This is a genomic window from Novosphingobium subterraneum (genome assembly GCF_000807925.1).
Taxonomy (GTDB): Bacteria; Pseudomonadota; Alphaproteobacteria; order Sphingomonadales; family Sphingomonadaceae; genus Novosphingobium; species Novosphingobium subterraneum.
Map to the genome: position 1 here is coordinate 78,419 of NZ_JRVC01000011.1, position 19,476 is coordinate 97,894.

Genomic DNA, 19,476 nt, shown 5'->3' on the forward strand with positions numbered 1-19,476 from the left:
GGAATAGCTAGCGAGCTATACGTGCCCGCCACCTAACCGACACCCGCTCTAACGATATCCGATGATCTTCAGCCCTTCCGGCGTTTCCTCGATCGGAAACTGGCCCACCTTCGACAAAGCGCTTTAGATGGCCGTGAAGTCCTGTGGCAGCATAGGCGCAGCGGCAGCATGTGCCGTGAATGGCGGCACAACGGTTGCTGGGATGATCAACCACTCGATCGATCGAAGCTCGATTGGCCCACCAAATTCAGTAGAGTCGACCCATTGTCGCGGACCCCAGAAGCTGTGCTCGCCGGGCCATGTCCACAGTTGATCCTCCGGCTCATCGGTGTCGACGAACTTAATTACGACCCGACTGGGATGCCAACCCGATCGATTCACGGCGTCGAACAACTTACGCCATTTGGTGTCCGACATGAGTGCGTGACTATACCGCCGCCGTGTAAACCGGCTGATCCTTTCCAAATCCTCGCGCGTGTGAACAGTCATGACTATGTTCTGCGTCATGTCCCGAATGTCCGCAATGGCGTCGTGTCCTGACTGACTGCTTTATGGATCAGATTGCCCGGAAGCCGCCGCTGATCCTCCCTGTTTTTGCGGAGCACAAATGGGGAGGATTTAGCGGAGGATCCGAGCTCGCTTCATCCCATCCTGCCAAAAGGGACAGTAGGCATCGCGCGCGCCTGTCTGCGATGAAACCGGCAAGGTTGCCGGATTTACAGGTGGCCGCAATGCAAGGTCTTGTTTTTTCAGGGCCGGGAGAGCGGGGAATTGCGCCGGGTGTTGACTGCCGACGATCTGATCGCGCGCCATGGCATTCTCAATGCGCTGGCCAATCATAGCCGGGGCGTCGACCGGGCGGATGCGAACCTGCTGGGTTCGGCCTATCATGCCGATGCGACGGTAGATTACGGGTTCTATGCCGGGCCTGCGGCGACGCTGGTGGAGATTCTGGCGGGCGCGCAGAAGGGGGCGCTGCCGACGCTGCATCGCACTTCGAACTGCTGGATCAGGGTCGAGGGTGAGCGGGCGAATTCGGAATCCTATGTGATCGCCTATGTCGAGGAAGCGGAGCTGCAGCGGTTCGTGCTGGGGCGCTATCTTGACCGGCACGAGTGTCGCGACGGGGAATGGCGGCTTAGCCATCGGACCTATGTGCTCGACGGCAACGTGAACCGCCCGAACAGCGCCGTGCGCGCCGATCCGCCGACAGGCTTTGAACATTTCGTCCCCGCAGGCGGCAAAGGCGCCGCCGATCCGGGCCGGGCGCTGCTCGCCTTTCACGCCGCAAGTGCAAGGAATACTACGATGTCCACGTCACCGAACAAGGAAGCCGCGCTGGAGGCAGCGCTCGCCCGCGCCGAGATCCACGATCTGTGCATGGCCTATGCGCGGGGGGTGGACCGGGCCGATGCCGAACTGCTCGCCTCGATCTTCACCGAGGATTCGACCGTAATTTCGGGCGTTGTCAACGGATCGGGCATGGATTTCGCCCGCGAGATCACCGCGTTCGTGTCCGCCAATCTCGAGATGTGCTTCCATTCGGTGGCGAACGAATGGGTCGACGTGCGCGGCGACGAGGCGGTGGGCGAGCATTACGTCATCGCGCAAATGGTCCAGGCCGGGACCGAGGTGCTGACCGGCGGGCGCTATATCGACCGCTATGTCCGCCGCGACGGGCGCTGGCTGATCCAGAGCCGGACTTTCGTGGCCGACTGGAGCCATTCGCACGAATCGACGATGCAGCGCGACGGCTTCTACGAGGCGCTGACCAACCGGGGCTGCTTCGGGCGGCAGGACCCGGTCTACGCCCACTGGGCGGCTTGAAGGAGGGCACGCATGAGCATTCGCGGACACGTTCCCCTGCCGATGGACGGGCGCGATCCTTCGCACCTGCGCGGCGATCCGATAACCGGTGACCGGTACTTCTCCGCCGAGTTCGCGCAGAAGGAATGGGACCACATGTGGACGCGCATCTGGCACATTGCCGGGCGCACCGCCGACATTCCCGAAGCCGGGGATTTCCTCGTCCACAACTTCATGAAGGAATCGGTGATCGCGGTTCGCCAAGAAGATGGCACGGTCCGGGCCTTCTACAATTCCTGCGGCCATCGCGGGATGCGGATGGTCCATGATTCAAGCTCGGTCGAGGCGTTCCACTGCCCCTACCACGGCTGGAAGTGGGGCATCGACGGAGTGCTCAGGCACGCGCAGGACGCCGATGTCGATTTTAAGGCGGGCAACCCCTGCGGAAAGCTGAAGCTGAAGGAACTGCGCTGCGACATCTGGGGCGGCTTCGTGTGGTATTCGATGGCGGACGACAGCCCGTCGCTGATGGACTTCCTCGAGCCGATGCCCGAGCTCTATCGCAATTACCCGATGGACAAGGCCGTGCGGGTGGCGTGGTACCGGATCGAGATCAACGCCAACTGGAAGTTCGTTACCGACAACTTCTCGGAAAGCTATCACACCCGTACCGCGCACCCGCAGGTGCCGCCGTGGATCGATCAGGACGTGGATTCGGCGCGGCACGAGATGTGGCCCAAGGGCCATGGCCGCACGGTTCAGCCGATGCGCCCGTCGCTGACTGACCGGCCTGAGGGCGGCGGCAATGCCATGTTCGAGGCGGAGCTGGCCAAGTGGGACATCGATCCTGCGTCCTACGCAAGTTACGAGGACTTCGCGCTGCAGGGCTGGCTCGACCTCAAGGCGGCCAAGCAGAAGCTGTGGCGCGAGAAGGGCTATCTCCACTACGAGCACATGGATGACGAGGAGATCACCGACAGCCCGCATACGGTGATGTTCCCGAACGTGACGATCAGCTTCCTGCCCGACAACCTGATCCTGTTCCGCAGCGAACCGCACGCGACCGATCCGGAGAAGTGCTACTTCGACCTGTGGTGCATGGCTTTCCCGGTCGAGGGGCAGACCGAGGTGCAGTCGATCATGGCCGGCATGAAGCCCTTGCGCGAGGTGGCCGAGTGCGAGCACCGTGTGTTCGATGGCGGACGCGGGGTTCCGGAACTTGCCGGGCAGATCGTCTATCAGGACATGGAACTGGCCGAGGCAATGCAGGCGGGGATGCACTCGCGTGGGTACACCGACGCCTATCTTTCCGATCAGGAGACGCGCATCCGGTTCTTCCACGAAGTGCTGAACGACTGGATCGAAGGGCGGCAAGGTCGCTGACACCATCAAGCAAAGAAGAATTTCCCGGAGAGAGACCCGATGAGTGGTGATGAGATGACGTGGGATCGCGAGGCGGATGTTGTCGTGCTCGGTTCGGGCGGTTCAGCACTGACGGCGGCGATTGCGGCGCATGACCACGGCGCGAAGGAGGTGGTGATCCTCGAGCGCTCCGGAATGGTCGGTGGCACCACTGCGATGTCCGGTGGTATGCTGTGGATTCCGGGCAATCATCACCAGCTCGCCGCAGGGATCGAAGAGTCGGACGAGGACGTCGTTGCCTACCTTGACGGTCTTGCGCCGGGGGCGCTTGACCCCGAAACCCTATGGGCATTCATGCAGGGCGGGCCCGAGATGTTGCGCTATCTGGAAGAGAATACGCCAGTGCGGATGTGTTCCTTTTCAGACTTCCCGGACTATCAGCCCTATTCCCCGGGCGCGAAGCCCGACGGCGGGCGCTCGCTCGACAACGAGGCATTCAGCTTTGCCCGGCTGGGCAAGTGGGCAGCACGGGTGAACCCCAGCAAGATGGCCTACCCCTTGCGCGGCAGCCTGATCGAGGCGACGCGCGGCACGCTGGACGAGGCTACCCTGGCCGAGCGCGAGGCGGGTGACTATCGCGGGCTGGGGCAGGCGTTGGTCGGTTCACTGTTCCTTGGCGTGATCGAACGGGGCATTCCGGTGGAATTCGAGAAGCGCGCGCGCAAGCTGGTCAAGGATGGTGAGCGGGTAATCGGCGTCGTGGCCGAGGACGCGAACGGCAAGGACTTTCGCGTGCGGGCGCGGCGCGGCGTGGTCATCGCCACTGGCGGGTTCGAATGGAACGAGACGCTGGTGAAGGCCTTCATTCGCGGACCGCTGACCGGCCCGGTGAGCGTGCCCGAAAACGAAGGCGATGGGCTGCTCATGGCAATCGAAGCCGGGGCGCAGCTAGGCAACATGCAGAACGCCTTCTGGATGCAAAGCGCGCTGGAATTCAAGCCACAGCACCGCAATGCCAAGCCGAATTACATGCTGGGATCCGATGAGCGCGCACGCCCCGGGGCGATCCTCGTCAACCGCAAGGGCAAGCGCTTTGTCAACGAGGCGGCGAATTACAACGCGCTGGGCAAGTCGCTCCATGCCTTCGAGGGCGGCACGCATGAGTATGCCAACCTGCCTTACTGGCTGATCATCGACCAGCGTTACCGCGACAAGTACCCGCTGTTCAATTCGCAGCCGGGAAGCCCGACACCGAGCTACGCCATCGAGGCGGCAACGCTGGCCGAACTGGCGGAGAAGGCCGGCATCGATCCGGCAGGGCTGGAGGCCGAAGTTGCGCGCTTCAATCAGATGGTTCGCAACGGTCATGACGACGATTTCAACCGCGGCAATACCACCTATGACAACTTCTACATGTGGGGCGACATGGCGTTCGACCCTCCCTACCGCACGCTCGGGGTGATCGATCAGGGACCGTTCTATGCGGTGAAGATGGAGGCGGGAGCCTTGGGTACGGCAGGCGGCCCGAAGACCAACGCCGATGCGCAAGTGTTGGACTGGAGCGGCAATCCCATTCCCGGACTATACGCGGCGGGCAATGCCATGGCGGCCGTGCTGGGCGAGGTCTACGGCGGTGCCGGCGGTACGCTGGGGCCGGGGCTGACCTTCGGCTATCTGGCGGGCAAGCATCTCGGTTCGCACATCTCCAACCATTGATCCATGTTGGCTTGCGGCGTGCTTGCCAGCATGGCCATCGCACAGGGTGACCGCTTGGTCCTTCGGGGCGGAACTGGTGGATGAACAGAAGCTTCTCTCGGCTCAAACCCTGAGGAGAGACAGCAATGCCCGCATCCGCCATTTTCGACAACCACGCACAAGCGGAACGCGCCGTCGGAGATCTCCGCGGCCTTGGCGTGCGCGACAGCCAGATGTCAGTCATCGCGCACCACGGAGGCACGACCACGACACGCTCTGGCGATGGCGAGGTGACGGACGAACATCACCGCAATGTGTTGCGCGGCATAATCGGCGGCGGCGCATTGGGCGCAGGGTTGGGCGTTGCAGCCTTGGCAATACCCGGCGTGGGACCCTTGGCTGCGGCTGGCGCGATCGCGGCTTCGGCGGTGCCCGAGGCTATCGGCATCGGCGCGGCGCTTGGCGCGATTGGCGGTTCGTTGAACGAGGTGCTGACCAAGCACGGCATCGATGAGGCCGACGCGACCTACTACAACGACCGGATGAAGGATGGAGCCGTTCTTGTGACGGTCGAGGACGACTTCGCCGACAGTAATCAAGTAACGGAAATCCTGCACCGCAATGGCGGCCACAACGCGACCACGCCACGGATGATCTGACCTTAACGCAGCGCCGTACGCGGAATGCTGATCGCGCAGAATACACCTTCGGGGCGGAACTGGTAATCCAGTTTCCCCCCGATGCCGTGGGTGACCGACCGTTCTATCAGCCTTGTACCAAAGCCTTTTGCGGAAGGCTCTGCAACGGCGGGGCCGCCCGCTTCTGCCCATCTCAGCACCAGCGCCGCGTCGTCCTCGGACGAACTGCTGCAGGTAACCTCGACGCTGCCCTCGGTCGAGAGCGCGCCATACTTCGCCGAGTTCGTCGCCAATTCGTGAAGAACCATGCCCAGCGCCTGGGCCGTGGCAGACGTCAGAATGAGGTTGGAGGTTTCGTCCCCAAGTGCAAACTCGATTCCGTAAGGCGTCAGTTCGTCTGAGATGAGCGCCTGCAATGGCACCCCGTTCCAGCGGTTTTCCGACAGGTGACTGTGGGCGCGGCTGATGGCGGAAATGCGACCGATCAGGGCATCCTTGAATTCGCTGACTGTGCCCTGCGCTTTCATCATCTGGACGATCGACTGGACCACGGCGAGCAGGTTCTTGGCGCGGTGATCGACTTCACGCGTGAGCAGATCCTCACGTTCGCGCGCTTGCTTGAGGTCGGTGATCTCGACGCAGAAAATACCTACGCCCCGCCGAAATCCGTCTGGGCCGTGAACGGGGTAGAACACTTCCGACCAAGTGCGCTTCACGCCTGGCTTTGCCGGTGTCTCGCCGGTGATCTCCACCCCGCGCAGCACTTCGCCGCTTTCCAGGACCTTGCGCAAGAGCGGTTCCGCCGAGGAGCGCAAGTCGGGGAGAAGATCCCACACGCTTTGCCCTAGATGATCCTCGGCTGAAAACCCGTTCATATCCGCAAGTGCCGCGTTGATGCGCGCGAATTTGAGATCGCCATCGAGCAGGCCAAGGCCGACAGGAGCCTCGTCATAGATTGCCTGCAACTCGTCGATCACGCCAAGAAGATGGGCTTTCTGTTCGGCCTGATCGCGGCCTTCGCGTTCAAGCGCCTCTTTTGCGGCGATGAGGTTCATCGCGCTGGTGCAGAGCGAGTGGACGACTTCGAGCACGATTATGGTGCTGGGAATATAGACCAGCATGGCCACCGGCGCGCCCGGCTGCATGCCAAGGCCCGTCCCGGAATTCAGGAACAGATAGCCAGCGCATATCCATGCCAGAGTCGCCGCGATATAGCCTGGTAAGCGGCCTCCGAGAAAAGTCGCGATGACAATTGACGGATAGAAGGGCAGAAGCGGCGCAGGTGGCGGCGTGCCCATGGCGAGCCGAACCACGAGAGCGAATGCGATCAGGCCGATGGCGGACAGTACGCCAGGAACGGGGCGGCCGAGAAAAACATGGCACAGTGAGAACGGCCATCGACCAAACAGGTGCGCTTCGCCTTGCTGGCGACCCGATTGCATCCCCCATCACCCTTTCGGCAGGTGCACGCGCAGCCGGATGACTGCGTATGCTCATCTTGCCCGAGTTTGCCTGCGTGGCAATCCCTGCGCGATGCTGAACCCTTGAAAAAGCGTCAATTATGGCAAAGTGAAACGCGGCTGGCGCGCATGTCACAACATAGGTTAGCGAACCTGCGATGAGCTGCGACAGGTCATGGCTTGGCCGCGGTCGCCAATCCGTTTGCAGGCCACCAAGACAGCGTGTGCACATCGTGCGCCGAGGTCCAGATGCCCTTGGGCGTATAACGCAGTGCGCCGCTGCCCGCTGGCTTTCCACCACGCTGGGCGACGGTCATGGTCACCGGATCGATTGCCGCCCAGACCTGATCGTCGGTGGTGCGCAGCCAGACCTTGCCGCCGCCGGTGTCGATATCACCCCATTTGAGGTTGGCCCCGACCTTGACCCGTCCGACGACCTGGCCCGTGGCCGGATCGGCGCGAACGAGCGTGCCATCACCCTGTTCCTGCACCCACACGCCACCTTCGCCCGCAGCGAGGAAGCCCGGCATCGTGCCGAGCGCAGCGCGGGCGACGACGGTGTTGGTGGCGGGATCGATCTTCTGCAGCGTCTGCTTCGTGGCGCTGACCGCCCAGACGGCGTCATAACCGAAGGTCACGTACCAGGTATCGGGATCGACCGGGATGGAGGCGACGACGGTGTTGGTCTCAGGATCGACACGAGCGACCGCGCCTTCGGGCTTGCTCGCCAGCCAGATCGAGCCGGCACCATTGGCGACGATCAGCTCGCCCTGCTTCTGGTTGGCAATTCCGGTGGGGATCGTGGCGGTGATCTTCGCGGTTTCGAGATCGATCCGCACCAGCGAGCCATCGCCGCAGTTGGCGACCCACAGTGAACCGAACGCCACGGTCAGCGCACCGCAGGGGCGGGCGACGGCAACTTCCGCAAGTTTGCCGGTGCGTGACCACTTTTCGACCTTGCCGCGATTGGTCGCCCACACAGCGTCGCCATCGACGGCGAGGAAATCGGCGAAACCGGGAACGGTCTGCGCCTGTTCGACCTGCGCATGAGCAAGGGTGGGGGACAGGGCGGCGGCGGCGAGAAGCAGGTTGCGGATCATGTGTGCGTCCTTCTGCCCGATCAGCTACGCGAGGCGATATAGGCGCGCCATCCGCCAAGGTGCGTAATGTCTTCGGCTCCGGTAAGGGCGCGCGGTTCGGCGACGAAGCCCTTTACGCTGCTGCCGTCCGCCAGCGTGACGGTGCCGATGGCGAGCGGCGGCGGAACCTCGACGGTGAAGCTGCCGAACTCGGCGACGCCCAACTCGTAGACCTCCAACTTGATTGCCGCCCCACCTTCATCGAATACTAGCGCGGGCTTCGGCGGCACGCTGTTGGCGATCGCGTAGAGCCTGTACGTCGGTGCGGTTTCAAAGGCGCCGACGAACTTCGCATTCCGGGAGGTCAACTGCCAGTGCAGCGGCATGCCTTCGAGGTGTGCGCCAACAACGGCCAGTTTCACGGTCTGCATCTTGCCCTCCAGATCGAGCGGGGGTGGGGGAGAAAGGTTGGCGGCAGCGAGCCACGCATCGGCGGCATCGAGCAGGGCGCGATCTGTGGCGGCCGGGCCGATCAGGGTGATGCCAAAGCCGGTGCCGTTGTGGCGGGTGCCGGCCGGCACGGCGACGGCGGCCATGTCGAGCAGGTTCACGAAGTTGGTGTAGAACCCGAGGTTGCTGTTCAAGGCGACAGGGGCGACCGCCAGTTCGGCCACGCGATAGGTCGTGCCGGTCGTGGGGAAGGCCAACATATCGACGCTTTGCCACAACTGATCCGCATGGCGTTTCAGCTCGGCCATGCGGTACAAGCCGTTCCACAGTTCGACGGCGGTCTTGTCCCACCCTGCCTCGACCACGGTGCGCACGGTGGGGTCGACAGCTTCGGGGTTGTCCTTGAGAAGTGCGGCGATGGCAGCGGTGCGTTCGGCCACCCACGGTCCGCCATAGAGCAGTTGCGCGGCTTCGAGCAGCGGGGCGATATCGATTTCGACCACTTCTGCACCTTGCGCCAGCGTGGCGAGGGCATGATCATAGAAGAACTCGGACTCGCCATCGCCAAAGAATGCCCGCTGATCGCGGCGAGGCACGCCGATGCGCCTGGGGTTGAGCGGGGCTTCGGTGAGTTGGCGCGACCATGGATCGCCAACGTCAAATCCGGCCAGCGCATGGTCGACGAGACGCGCGTCGATGGTGTCGCAGGCGAACACGGTGATGCAGTCGATCGAGCGGCAGGCCGGAACAAGGCCCCTGGTGCTCCAGCGGCCCTTGGTCGGCTTGAAGCCGATCAAGTGGTTGAACGCGGCGGGCACGCGGCCCGAACCTGCGGTATCGGTGCCAAGCGCGATGGGCACCAGGCCAGCGGCAACCGCGATGGCTGAGCCGGAGCTGGACCCACCGCTGACGTAGTCCCGGTTATAGGCATTGCGCGGAATGCCATAGGGGCTGCGCGTACCGACAAGGCCGGTAGCGAACTGATCGAGGTTGGTCTTGCCCACGCAGATCGCGCCTGCGGCCTTGAGCCTGGCAATGACCGTGGCGTTTTCCGCGGGCGCATAGGCGAAGGCCGGGCAGGCCGCGGTGGTCTGGAGCCCCGCCACGTCGATGTTGTCCTTTGCGGCATAGGGCACACCGGCGAGGGGGAGGACTTCGCCGGCTGCAATCCGGGCGTCGACTGCTCGGGCCTGCGCAAGCAAGTCCTCCGCCGTGGCGCGGCTGATCCACACTTGCGGCTGGACCGCATCGTAGGTGGCAATGCGGGCGAGCGTTTCCTCCATGACGGAGACGGCGGGCGTCGTGCCGGCATTGACGCCGGCAGCGATGGCTGCGGCGCTGCGGCGGTCGAGCACGGTCATGCGCTCCTCCGCAGGGCCAGCATCGGCGTGCCGGGCTGTAGCGGCTGTCGTTCCTTGATGTAGAGCGCAGCCACCGTGCCGGCGCCGGGGCTTTCGACCGGGCATTCCATCTTCATTGCCTCGATCACCGCGATGGTCTCGCCCGCCTGAACCGTGTCGCCGGGCTGAACGAGCAGCTTCCACACGCTGCCGCCGAAGGGTGCTTCGATCAGGTCCGCGCCCTCGGGCACGTCCACCGCGTTTTCTGCCGGAGCCTCGCTCTCGGCAAGCGCACTGACCCGGTCGAACTCGCCCCGGCGCTCCCACTCGGCGCGCTCGGCATCGAACGCGGCCGTGCGGCGCGCTTCGAACGCGGCGATGTCATCGGCGTTGTCGGACAGGAACTTGCGGTAGTCCGACAGGCGAAATTCCGACGGTTCGATCTTCAGGGAGCGCTTGCCGCTGGGGAAATCGCGGCGCCACTCGGCCAGTTCCTCGGCGCTGACCGGATAGAAGCGGATCTGGTCGAAGAAGCGCAGGAGCCAGGGCTTGCCCTCGATGAAGTCTGCCGTCTGCCGGTGCGTGTTCCATACCTGCACGGTGCGGCCGAACAACTGGTAGCCGCCGGGTCCCTCCATGCCATAGATGCACATGTAGGCGCCGCCGATGCCGACGACATTGGGCGGCGTCCAGGTGCGCGCGGGGTTGTACTTGGTGGTGACGAGGCGGTGGCGCGGATCGACCGGCGTGGCAACCGGCGCGCCGAGGTAGACATCGCCCAGCCCCATGACGAGATAGCTCGCCTCGAAGATCAGGTTCTCCACCGCCGCCACGTCGGGCAAGCCGTTGATGCGGCGGATGAACTCGATATTGTCCGGGCACCACGGCGCATCGTCGCGGACCGCGCTCATGTACTTCTCGATGGTCTCGATCGTGGCCGGATCGCGCCAGCTGAGCGGCAGGTGGACAATGCGCGAGGGGATGGCGAAGTCCTCGAGATCGCCGAGGCGCTCCTCTGCCGCCATGAGCGCGGAAAGGGCAGCGGCTTGCGTGAGACTGCGTCCATCGAAATGCAGCTGGAGCGAGCGGATGCCGGGCACGACGTCGATCACGCCGGGCAGGGCCATGCGCTCCAACTCCGTCATCAGCGCGTGGACGCGGATGCGCAGTTCCAGATCGAGGACGAGCGGCCCGTATTCGACGAGGATGTTGCGATCGCCCTGCTGGCGATAGACGACGCCGGGGCGTCCGGGCGCGGCCTCGATTGCCCCGAGGATCGGCGTCTGGGTGGCGGCATCGCAGGGGCGGCTGGAGGCGGGCTTGGCGCCAGTTGCGAGGTATTCCTGCTGGGCACGGTCGGCGGCGGTCGCCTCCTCCATTGTTACGGGCACGAAGCGCACCCGGTCGCCCGGAACGAACTGGCCGATCTTCCACCGATCAGCCGCGATCACCACGAAGGGGCAGACGAAGCCGCCAAGCGAGGGACCATCGGGGCCGAGGATGATCGGCATGTCGCCGGTAAAGTCCACCGCGCCAATGGCATAGGCGTTGTCGTGGATATTGGACGGGTGCAGGCCCGCTTCCCCCCCATCACGCCGCGCCCATTCGGGCTTGGGGCCGACAAGGCGCACGCCGGTGCGATTGGAATTGTAGTGCACCTGCCACTCGGCGGTGACCACCATGTCGATGTCGGCTTCGGTAAAGAAGTCCGGCGCGCCATGGGGACCGTAAAGCACGCGAACGCACCATTCATTGGGGAGAGCGGGGAGCGCGGCAGGAGCGAGTGGTTTGCCAGTCGGTTCATGGGCGAGGTGAAGGACATCCCCGGCGACGAGGCGGCGCGCCGCGTGGCCGCCGAACTGGCCGAGTTCGAAGGTGCTGCGGCTGCCGAGGTAGGGGGCGATGTCGAGCCCTCCGGCGACGAGCAGGTAGCCGCGCATGCCGCCACCGTTTGCCCTGCCGACGACCAGCGTTTGCCCTGCCTTTGCCTCGAAGAGTTGCCCTGGAGTTACCGGTTTGCCCTCGAGAGTTGCGCCGAAGTCCGCACCGGTGAGGCACAGGGTTGCATCGGCGCCGAACTGGAGCGTGGGGCCGGTGACGGTCATCTCCAGCCCGGCGGTACCTTCAGGATTGCCGAGCAGGCGGTTGCCGAGGCGGAAGGACTGGTCGTCCATCGGGCCAGAGGGCGGCACGCCCACGGCCCAGAGGTGCTGGCGGCCGGGCCAGTCCTGCACGGTGGTGGCCGTTCCGCCACTCAGCACGCGGATTGATTTGGTTCTGAAAACAACGTCTTCGAGTGCGCGTGTTGAGACTTCACCTAAAGTGAAGGCAGGCGCGGCGACGACGCTGCGCAGCCAGCGCAGGTTGGTTTCGATGCCATCGACGCGGGACCGCGCCAGCGCCTCCTGCATCGCGGTGACGGCGAGATCGCGAGTGGGCGCGTGGACGATCAGCTTGGCAAGCATCGGATCGTACCAGGCGCTGACCTCGGTGCCCGCCATGACCCAGGTTTCGGCGCGGATGTCGGCCGGAAACTCGACACAGGTCAGGGTGCCCGAAGTGGGGCGGTAATCGAGCGCGGGGTCTTCGGCGTAGAGGCGGATCTGAACCGAATGGCCGCTGGGGGTGGTGGGGGCGCTATCGAGGAAGCTGTAGTCCCCGGCAGCGCCGCGGATCATCCATTCCACCAGATCGACGCCCATGACCATTTCGGTCACGCCGTGTTCGACCTGTAGCCGGGTGTTCATTTCGAGGAAAAAGAACTCCTTGCGCTCGGAATCGTAGAGGAATTCTACGGTGCCCGCCGAACGATAGCGGGCTGCTTCGCCGACGCGGATGGCGGCTGCGTAAAGCGCCTGACGGACCTCTTCGGGCAGGAGCGGGGCGGGGGCTTCCTCGACGACTTTCTGGTTGCGGCGCTGGAGCGAACAGTCGCGCTCGCCCAAGGCGACAACGCGGCCCTCGCCATCGCCGAAGATCTGAACTTCGACATGGCGGGCGCGGCGGACGAAGCGTTCGAGGAAGACACCGGCGTCGCTAAAATTGCTTTGGCCGAGGCGGGCAACGGCGGCAAAGCCTTCGCGGATGTCGTCAGCGGTTTCGCACACGCGCATGCCGATGCCGCCACCGCCTGCCGTGGCCTTGAGCATGATCGGGAAACCGATGGCGTCTGCTGCGGCGAGCGCTTCGTCCTCGCTGGTCAGCAGGTTGCTGCCCGGCGCAAGGGGGACGCCATGGGCAGCGGCAAGCTCGCGGGCGCTGTGCTTTAGGCCGAAAGTGCGGATGTTGTCGGGCGTGGGGCCGATGAAGACGATGCCGGCTTCGGCACAGGCGGCGGCAAACTCGGTGTTTTCGGAGAGGAAGCCGTAGCCCGGATGGATTGCACCGGCGCCGGTGCGCTTGGCCGCTTCGATGATCGCGGCGATGTTGAGGTAGCTTTCCGAAGGTCTCGCGCCGCCAATGCACACGGCCTCGTCAGCATGCGCAACATGGAGCGAGGCTTCGTCGGCCTCGGAATAGACCGCGACCGAGCGAAGGCCCATCTTTCGCAAGGTGCGGATGATGCGTGTGGCGATGGCGCCGCGATTGGCGATCAGTACCGTGTCGAATGCGGGGGCCATGCTCATGCTGCAACGATCATGCGGACGGGGGTGGGGTTGAAGGCGTTGCAGGGGTTGTTGATCTGCGGGCAGTTGGAAACGACGACGATCACGTCCATCTCTGCGCGCAGGTCCACTGTGAGGCCAGGGGCGGAAATGCCGTCAACGATGCCAAGCGCACCGTCCGCCTCGACCGGCACGTTCATGAAGAAGTTGATGTTGGAGACGATGTCGCGCTTGCCGCGGCCTTCCCAGAGGTTGGCCTCCAGAAAGTTCTCGACGCAGGCATGTTGCGACTTTGTGTGATGTCCATAGCGCAAGGTATTGGATTCGCACGAACATGCGCCGCCGATAGTGTCGTGATACTCGACCGCGCTGCCGGTGAGGGTCATCAGCGGGCGGCCTTCGTTGGAAAGCAGCACGGTGCCTTCGCGCAGGAACAGGTTCCCCTGTGCGGCGACAGTATCCTGCGCGCTGTAGCGTTCGGAATCATCGGCGGCGCTGTAGATCAGGAAGTCGACCGCCTGGTTGCCTTCGAGATCGACGATGCGCAGCGTCTCGCCCTGCTTCACGTGGTGCGCCCACGGCGCGCGGGCGGGGACGATCTCGTCGTGGACGATCTTGCCGGAAAGGCCGGAGATGTGGGGATCGGTCATCGGTCCTGTCCTTTTCAGCGGCGGTAGTAGTCTTCGACATTGAGGAAGGCCCGCTGGCCCTCCGGCGTCGCGTTGCGGATGGGGTCGCTCTGGGTTGTCACAAGTCCGCGCCATGCGGTGAGGCGCAGCGGAGTGACACTGTATTCCGGCCTTGGATCAAGGACATGCGGGCAGTTCGTGACAACAACGATGATGTCCATCTCTGCGCGTAAAACCACGCTGCGTCCGGGCGCATAGGGGCCAACCTGCGGCGTGATCGTGCCGTCATCCTCAATGCGGGTGCCCTTGAACAGGGTGACGCAGGGGTGAACATCACGGCGGCCGAGGCCGTGCTTGGCAGCGCCCAGCAGGAAACGGTCGCGCCCGTTGGGATAGCTGCCGCTATTGCGGCCTTCGCCGTATTTGGCGGCATTGGTGGCGGCGTTCGAGGTGCCGCAGAAGCAATCGTGCGTGCCGGCATCATCCGCCTCGATGCTCATCAGCACGCGGCCCATGTCGGACAGGAGAAGCTTGCCGGTGCCGAGGTACGCATTCCATTGGACCTTGACCGTATCGGCGAAGTTCAGCCGCTCCGTCGGCATTTCGGCGTTGAAGATGTTGAGCGAGGCGCAGGCATCACCCTTTACGTCGATCAGCCGCAGACGGGTGCCGCGAGCGATGCGGCGCGTGGCATACCCGCCGGGGGCAACGGTTTCTTCCCAGAGCAGGTCGTCAGCGCTGACGCCATCGGGAAGGTCTGCCGCGATTGGGGGAAGGATCGGCATGGCTTCCACGACCGTTCCCGCCATCGAGCGGGCGTGATCGCGGGCGGCGTTGGGGTTTGCCAGTGTGCTGGTTGGGGCGTCGGTCATGCGGCCGCTCCTTTCTTCGATCCGGGGCCAGCCTCGGACAGAGGCGGCAACAAGGCGGTGGTGGTGACAAGCTGGAGTTGCTGGACCCCGCGCACACGGCGCAGAGCGTCGGCAAGACCCTTGAGCCGGGCGGCGGGGCCTTGCACCAGCAGGACTTCCAGCGACTGGTCGTCCTTCAGAAAGACGTGCTGGGTGGAGATCACTTCGGTCTGAAAATCGGCCTGCGTGCTTGCGAGTTGCTGGCGCACGCGGCCCCGGTCGCCACGGTAGACGAGGGTGATGGTGCCGGCGAGGATCTCGTCCGGGCGAGTCAGTGCCTCGTGCGCTGCAAGGGCGTGGCGGATCAGCTCCGCAATCAGCTGCGAGCGCGAGGGGAGCTGGCGTTCCTCGACCATCATGTCGAGCTTGCGGAACAGGTCTGCCGGCAGGCTCATGCTTAGGCGGGCGAGGCTGGCGGGTTCGTTGGACATCACGCCGCTTCCGGTTCTGGTTCAGGCGCAGGCTCGTCCTTGCGCAGTTCCAGATCGTAGACTGCCGTTGCGCCAAAGCGGTGCGGGGCGTGGGGATCGTGGCGGCGCTTGTCGAGCGCGAGAACGCGGGTGCCGAGCGAGAAGGCTTCCTTGATGTCGTGCGTGACCATGATGACGGTCAAGCCGAAGTCCCTCCAGAGCTGGCGGATCAGCACGTGCATGTCGGCACGGATGCCGGGGTCCAGCGCGCCGAACGGCTCGTCGAGCAGGAGGATGCGCGGGCGCATGATGAGGGCCTGCGCGACGGCCAGGCGCTGCTGCATGCCGCCCGACATCTGGCTGGGATAAAGGTTCAGGCTGTCGCCGAGGCCGACCGCCTGCAGCATCGCTGTGGCTTCGTCGGCGGCACGCTTCTTTGCATCGCCGAAGAGACGCGCGAGCAGCGGGGCCTTGGTGCATTCGAGGCCGAACATCACGTTCTGAAGGACGGTGAGGTGCGGGAAGACCGAGTAGCGCTGAAACACCACGCCGCGATCTGGGCCGCATTCGCGGGCGAGCGGCTGGCCGTCGAGGGTGATCGTGCCGGAAGTGGGCACTTCCTGGCCGAGAACGACGCGCAGGAACGTGCTCTTGCCCGCGCCCGAAGGGCCGACGACCGAAACGAACGATCCTTCTGCGACGTCGAGATCGACCTTTTCGAGGACGACACGGTCACCGTATTCGACCCAGACGTTGCGGAGGGAAAGGAGCGCGCTCAATGGCTTGCTCCGTGTGCCCAGGGGAACGCCCTCTGGCTCAGGTTCTTGAGGCCCCAGTCCATGGCGATCGCGAGCAGGGCAATCCACGCGACGTAGGGAATGATCACGTCCATCGCGAGGTATCGGCGGACGAGGAAGATGCGGTAGCCAAGGCCGACATCGGACGCGATGGCCTCTGCCGAGATGAGGAATACCCAAGCCGGGCCGAGCGCGAGGCGCAGGGCGAGGATCAGGCGCGGCATGGCCTGAGGCAGGGCAACGCGGATGAGGATCTGCCATGAGCCCGCCCCAAGGGTCTGCGCCTTGGCCAGCATTTCGCGCGGGAGGGTGCCGACATGGCCGGCGACGTCGCGGATCATGACCGGCGCGATGCCGATGACGATCAGGGCGACCTTGGCCGTTTCACCGAGGCCAAGCGCGACGAACAGGATGGGCAGGAGCGCGATCGGCGGGATCACCGCAATACCTGTTACGAGTGGTCCGAAGGTGGCGCGCACCGGGGGCAGCGCGCCCAGGACAAGGCCGACCAGCAGCGCCATCAGTGTGGCGATGGCAAGGCCAAGGCCCAGACGCTGGAGGCTGGCGAGGGTATCGGCCCAGAACACCACGCTGCCCGTTAGCACGTCGACCTTGGTCATCTGCGCCCAGAGCGCCGTCGCCATGCCCGAAGGCAGCGGCAGGATCTTGTCTGCCGGGTTCCCCGCATGCCGGCCATAGGCAGCGAAGAGGTAGACGATGACCAGCAGCAGGATCGGCACGGCGCCGAGCGCGAGGCGCTGTTTGCGGTCCGGTTCGCGGTTTACCCAGCGCATGAGGAGTTGTCCCGAAGTATCTAGGAGATCAGAGCTTTCCGTCGGCGGCAAGCTTCATGAAGCTGTCATCGAAGCGCAGGGTGACGTGGGTTGGATCGCCCAGCGTCTTGCCGCCGGGGAAGGCCATGCCCACTGCATCGGCGGAGGATGCGCCGGGGAACAGGCCCTTGGAGAAGCTGAAGTCGCGCACGCGGGTCATCGTCTCGATGAGCTTTGCGTCCTGCGTGGCGGCTACCGCGTCCTTGGGCTGGGCGTAGAGGTAGGTGGTCTTGAGCTGGGCTTCGAAGACGTCCGGTGTCGTCCCGGCGAGCTTTGCCATCGCGGCGCGGGCCTGCCTGCCCTGCTCGTCCTGCGCAGTCATCACCTTCATCGTATCGTACCAGATGCCGGCGAGGGCCTTGCCGAGATCGGGGTTGGCCTTGAGCGTTGCGGTATCCACGACGAGGAGGTCGAGGATCTCACCCGGGATGTCCGCCGAGGTGAAGACCTTCGACACGCCGGGCTGCGCGGCCATGACCGAGAGTTGCGGGTTCCAGGCGACAGCGGCCGTTGCATCGGGCGAAGCGAAGGCGGCAACGATGTCCGCATCGGACGTGTTGATTGTCTTGACGTCGGTCAGCGCCATGCCGTTTTTGCCGAGCGCGCGGGCGAGCAGGTAATGCGAGACCGAGAGTTCGGCGAGGTAGACCTGGCGGCCCTTGATCGCGGCCAGAGCGTTTGCGCCTTTGAGCAGGATGCCGTCATTGCCGTTGGAGTAATCGCCGACGATGATCGCGCTGGTGTCCTTGCCGCCGGCGGCGGGGATGGTGAGTGCATCCATGTTGGCAACCGTCACGCCGTCGAACTTGCCGGCCGTGTACTGGTTCACAGACTCGACGTAGTCGTTCACCTGCACCACGTTGATCTTGATGTGGTACTTGTCGGCCCACTTCTTCACGATGCCGGCCTGCTGGGCATAGGGCCATGGCATCCAGCCCGCATAGATCGACCAGCCGATGCTGAATTCGGTGCGCTTTTCGGCGGCCTTCTCACCGCCCGAGCACGAGGCGAGGGCGAGTGCCGCACCGATCAGCGCGGTCTTGCCGACTTTTCCGATATGAGTCCGCAAGCGCGTCGCGAAGGCATGTAGCACCAGCCATTCCCCTTGATGGAGTGAAGCGTTGTCGCAGCCCCGGACCGGCTGGTCCCTGGTATTACGATCAGCTGCTTTGGTAATACCCGCCCGGCCGAAAGTGCGGATACGTCGATTGACGTAGCGCCCGGTTTGGCGGGTTGGGCCTAAGTGCGTTATATCTGCTTCGTTCAGGGGTTTTGCGGGCAAGCGACATGAACATCAGGAAATTTGCAGTCGATATGCTGCCGCCGGTGACGCTGGCGATTGTCGTTTCCTTCTGGGGACTTGCTCCGAAAGCCTGGGTGGAAAACACCTGGACCGCAATCATCATGACCGCGCTTGTGACGACATGGGTGCTGGGACTCGAGATGGTGTTCGAGCGTCATGCCGGGTGGCGGATGAATCGCCAGGAGTTCTTCACCGACCTGTTCTACATGGTGTTGAACGCGACGCTGATATCGAAGGTTTCACAGCTTGTTGGGGAAGCCCCGCTCATGGCTTTCAAGAAGGCAGCGGGCATCGAGACGCCTTGGGCGGCAGAGATGCCGTTTCTGGCGCAAGTGGCGCTGATCTTGTTCGTCTATGAGTTTGGCCAGTACTGGATGCATCGCCTAATGCACAATTCGACGCCGTTCTGGCTGACCCATGCGCCGCATCACCACATCACGCAACTCAACGCGATGAAAGGCGCGGTGGGCAACCCGATCGAACTGGTGCTGATCAGCCTGAGCATCGTCGTGCTGTTTGACGTATCGCAGGCAGCAGTGCTGGGCGCATTCGGCGCAACCAACGTGATCTCGACCTTTGCGCACGCCAATGTCCGGTCGGACCCGCCGAAGTTCTATTCTTTCTTCTTCACCACGATCCGCCACCACAGCTTGCACCACTCGGTGCCCTACGAGGATACGCGCTGCAACTACGGCAATTCGCTGATCCTGTGCGACCGGATCTTCGGCACCTACAAGGAGGGCGAGGCCAGTGTGGTCGGGCAGGACGATCGCAGGCGGCTGTCTATCCGCGAGCAGTGGGTCTTCCCCTTCGTGCCGCTGTTCAAGGCGTGGCAGTCACGGCGCGCCAATGCGCAAACGGGCAGCAATGGAGTGGTTTAGCGACGTCGGCGCCGGTCGGAGGAGCGCAGCCACAAGGGCTGGAAAAAATCCTGCTTACCCGGTTGACCGGACAGGCAGCCACAGCTAGAGGCCCGACCTGCCCAGCGGACTTCAGTTTCGCGCACCGGGGCGGAGTAGCTCAGCAGGTTAGAGCAGCGGAATCATAATCCGCGTGTCGGGGGTTCGAGTCCCTCCTCCGCTACCAACCCGGATTGTCCACCAGTGACCCACTGAGGCCACTGGCAGACATTTTTCGAGGAAAATCAAATATTTTTCG

The 19,476-nt window shown here is 64.1% G+C and carries 16 protein-coding genes and 1 tRNA gene; 6 read left to right on the forward strand and 11 right to left on the reverse strand.

The features are described 5' to 3' along the window. Positions 1-123 precede the first annotated feature (123 nt). A complete protein-coding gene (locus NJ75_RS12190; RefSeq protein ID WP_039334884.1) occupies positions 124-507 on the reverse strand; it encodes a DUF6678 family protein in 384 nt (127 codons plus the stop codon). Between the two features lie 273 nt (positions 508-780). Here NJ75_RS12190 and NJ75_RS12195 point away from each other — a divergent pair, with 273 nt between their 5' ends. The 4 genes from NJ75_RS12195 (at position 781) to NJ75_RS12210 (ending at position 5,522) form a co-directional block, all read left to right on the forward strand. Further along, on the forward strand, positions 781-1,827 hold the full coding sequence (locus tag NJ75_RS12195) for a nuclear transport factor 2 family protein (protein WP_082013365.1): 1,047 nt from the start codon (positions 781-783) through the stop codon (positions 1,825-1,827). 12 nt (positions 1,828-1,839) lie between these two features. Next, entirely contained in the window at positions 1,840-3,189 is a 1,350-nt protein-coding gene (locus NJ75_RS12200; protein WP_039334887.1) for an aromatic ring-hydroxylating oxygenase subunit alpha, read from the forward strand. Positions 3,190-3,228: 39 nt separating this feature from the next. Continuing rightward, the gene (locus NJ75_RS12205; protein WP_052242418.1) at positions 3,229-4,884 is read left to right on the forward strand and encodes an FAD-dependent oxidoreductase; all 1,656 of its coding nucleotides are present in this window, start codon (positions 3,229-3,231) and stop codon (positions 4,882-4,884) included. A 125-nt stretch (positions 4,885-5,009) separates the two neighbouring features. After that, on the forward strand, positions 5,010-5,522 hold the full coding sequence (locus NJ75_RS12210) for a hypothetical protein (protein ID WP_039334890.1): 513 nt from the start codon (positions 5,010-5,012) through the stop codon (positions 5,520-5,522). A 2-nt stretch (positions 5,523-5,524) separates the two neighbouring features. Here the strand turns inward: NJ75_RS12210 and NJ75_RS23355 are convergent, their stop codons facing one another. The 10 genes from NJ75_RS23355 to NJ75_RS12260 all read right to left on the reverse strand — a co-directional run bounded on the left by NJ75_RS23355 (position 5,525) and on the right by NJ75_RS12260 (position 18,084). Next, a complete protein-coding gene (locus NJ75_RS23355; RefSeq protein ID WP_052242420.1) occupies positions 5,525-6,943 on the reverse strand; it encodes a sensor histidine kinase in 1,419 nt (472 codons plus the stop codon). A gap of 191 nt (positions 6,944-7,134) precedes the next feature. Continuing rightward, the gene (locus NJ75_RS12220) at positions 7,135-8,061 is read right to left on the reverse strand and encodes a Vgb family protein (RefSeq protein WP_039334893.1); all 927 of its coding nucleotides are present in this window, start codon (positions 8,059-8,061) and stop codon (positions 7,135-7,137) included. A 20-nt stretch (positions 8,062-8,081) separates the two neighbouring features. After that, positions 8,082-9,851: an allophanate hydrolase gene (gene atzF, locus NJ75_RS12225; protein ID WP_039334896.1), complete on the reverse strand. Its 1,770-nt coding sequence runs from the start codon at positions 9,849-9,851 to the stop codon at positions 8,082-8,084. Beyond that, on the reverse strand, positions 9,848-13,456 hold the full coding sequence (gene uca / locus NJ75_RS12230) for an urea carboxylase (RefSeq protein WP_236727137.1): 3,609 nt from the start codon (positions 13,454-13,456) through the stop codon (positions 9,848-9,850). The genes atzF and uca overlap by 4 nt, the downstream gene beginning before the upstream one ends. Next, on the reverse strand, positions 13,453-14,085 hold the full coding sequence (locus NJ75_RS12235) for an urea amidolyase associated protein UAAP2 (protein ID WP_039334898.1): 633 nt from the start codon (positions 14,083-14,085) through the stop codon (positions 13,453-13,455). Before NJ75_RS12235 ends, uca begins: the two co-directional genes overlap by 4 nt. A 14-nt stretch (positions 14,086-14,099) precedes the next feature. Continuing rightward, on the reverse strand, positions 14,100-14,936 hold the full coding sequence (locus NJ75_RS12240) for an urea amidolyase associated protein UAAP1 (RefSeq protein ID WP_039334900.1): 837 nt from the start codon (positions 14,934-14,936) through the stop codon (positions 14,100-14,102). Continuing rightward, positions 14,933-15,406, reverse strand: a complete 474-nt coding sequence (locus NJ75_RS12245; RefSeq protein ID WP_039334902.1) for a CopG family ribbon-helix-helix protein — start codon at positions 15,404-15,406, stop codon at positions 14,933-14,935. Before NJ75_RS12245 ends, NJ75_RS12240 begins: the two co-directional genes overlap by 4 nt. Further along, the gene (locus NJ75_RS12250; protein ID WP_039334904.1) at positions 15,406-16,164 is read right to left on the reverse strand and encodes an ABC transporter ATP-binding protein; all 759 of its coding nucleotides are present in this window, start codon (positions 16,162-16,164) and stop codon (positions 15,406-15,408) included. Before NJ75_RS12250 ends, NJ75_RS12245 begins: the two co-directional genes overlap by 1 nt. Beyond that, on the reverse strand, positions 16,161-16,976 hold the full coding sequence (locus NJ75_RS12255; RefSeq protein WP_039334906.1) for an ABC transporter permease: 816 nt from the start codon (positions 16,974-16,976) through the stop codon (positions 16,161-16,163). The genes NJ75_RS12250 and NJ75_RS12255 overlap by 4 nt, the downstream gene beginning before the upstream one ends. A gap of 28 nt (positions 16,977-17,004) precedes the next feature. Next, positions 17,005-18,084: a putative urea ABC transporter substrate-binding protein gene (locus tag NJ75_RS12260; RefSeq protein ID WP_039335001.1), complete on the reverse strand. Its 1,080-nt coding sequence runs from the start codon at positions 18,082-18,084 to the stop codon at positions 17,005-17,007. Between the two features lie 218 nt (positions 18,085-18,302). On the opposite strand from NJ75_RS12260, the gene NJ75_RS12265 reads away from it, so the two are divergent. Continuing rightward, a complete protein-coding gene (locus NJ75_RS12265; protein WP_039334908.1) occupies positions 18,303-19,199 on the forward strand; it encodes a sterol desaturase family protein in 897 nt (298 codons plus the stop codon). Positions 19,200-19,327: 128 nt separating this feature from the next. Next, a tRNA-Met gene (locus NJ75_RS12270) sits at positions 19,328-19,404 on the forward strand. Positions 19,405-19,476 lie beyond the last annotated feature (72 nt).

Excerpts from the sequence above, each read along its gene's own strand:
- NJ75_RS12190 (WP_039334884.1), bottom strand. The coding sequence starts at position 507 with ATGACGCAGAACATAGTCATGACTGTTCACACGCGCGAGGATTTGGAA.
- NJ75_RS12200 (WP_039334887.1), top strand. The coding sequence starts at position 1,840 with ATGAGCATTCGCGGACACGTTCCCCTGCCGATGGACGGGCGCGATCCT.
- NJ75_RS12205 (WP_052242418.1), top strand. The coding sequence starts at position 3,229 with ATGAGTGGTGATGAGATGACGTGGGATCGCGAGGCGGATGTTGTCGTG.
- NJ75_RS12210 (WP_039334890.1), top strand. The coding sequence starts at position 5,010 with ATGCCCGCATCCGCCATTTTCGACAACCACGCACAAGCGGAACGCGCC.
- NJ75_RS23355 (WP_052242420.1), bottom strand. The coding sequence starts at position 6,943 with ATGCAATCGGGTCGCCAGCAAGGCGAAGCGCACCTGTTTGGTCGATGG.
- NJ75_RS12220 (WP_039334893.1), bottom strand. The coding sequence starts at position 8,061 with ATGATCCGCAACCTGCTTCTCGCCGCCGCCGCCCTGTCCCCCACCCTT.
- atzF (WP_039334896.1), bottom strand. The coding sequence starts at position 9,851 with ATGACCGTGCTCGACCGCCGCAGCGCCGCAGCCATCGCTGCCGGCGTC.
- uca (WP_236727137.1), bottom strand. The coding sequence starts at position 13,456 with ATGAGCATGGCCCCCGCATTCGACACGGTACTGATCGCCAATCGCGGC.
- NJ75_RS12235 (WP_039334898.1), bottom strand. The coding sequence starts at position 14,085 with ATGACCGATCCCCACATCTCCGGCCTTTCCGGCAAGATCGTCCACGAC.
- NJ75_RS12240 (WP_039334900.1), bottom strand. The coding sequence starts at position 14,936 with ATGACCGACGCCCCAACCAGCACACTGGCAAACCCCAACGCCGCCCGC.
- NJ75_RS12245 (WP_039334902.1), bottom strand. The coding sequence starts at position 15,406 with ATGTCCAACGAACCCGCCAGCCTCGCCCGCCTAAGCATGAGCCTGCCG.
- NJ75_RS12255 (WP_039334906.1), bottom strand. The coding sequence starts at position 16,976 with ATGCGCTGGGTAAACCGCGAACCGGACCGCAAACAGCGCCTCGCGCTC.
- NJ75_RS12265 (WP_039334908.1), top strand. The coding sequence starts at position 18,303 with ATGAACATCAGGAAATTTGCAGTCGATATGCTGCCGCCGGTGACGCTG.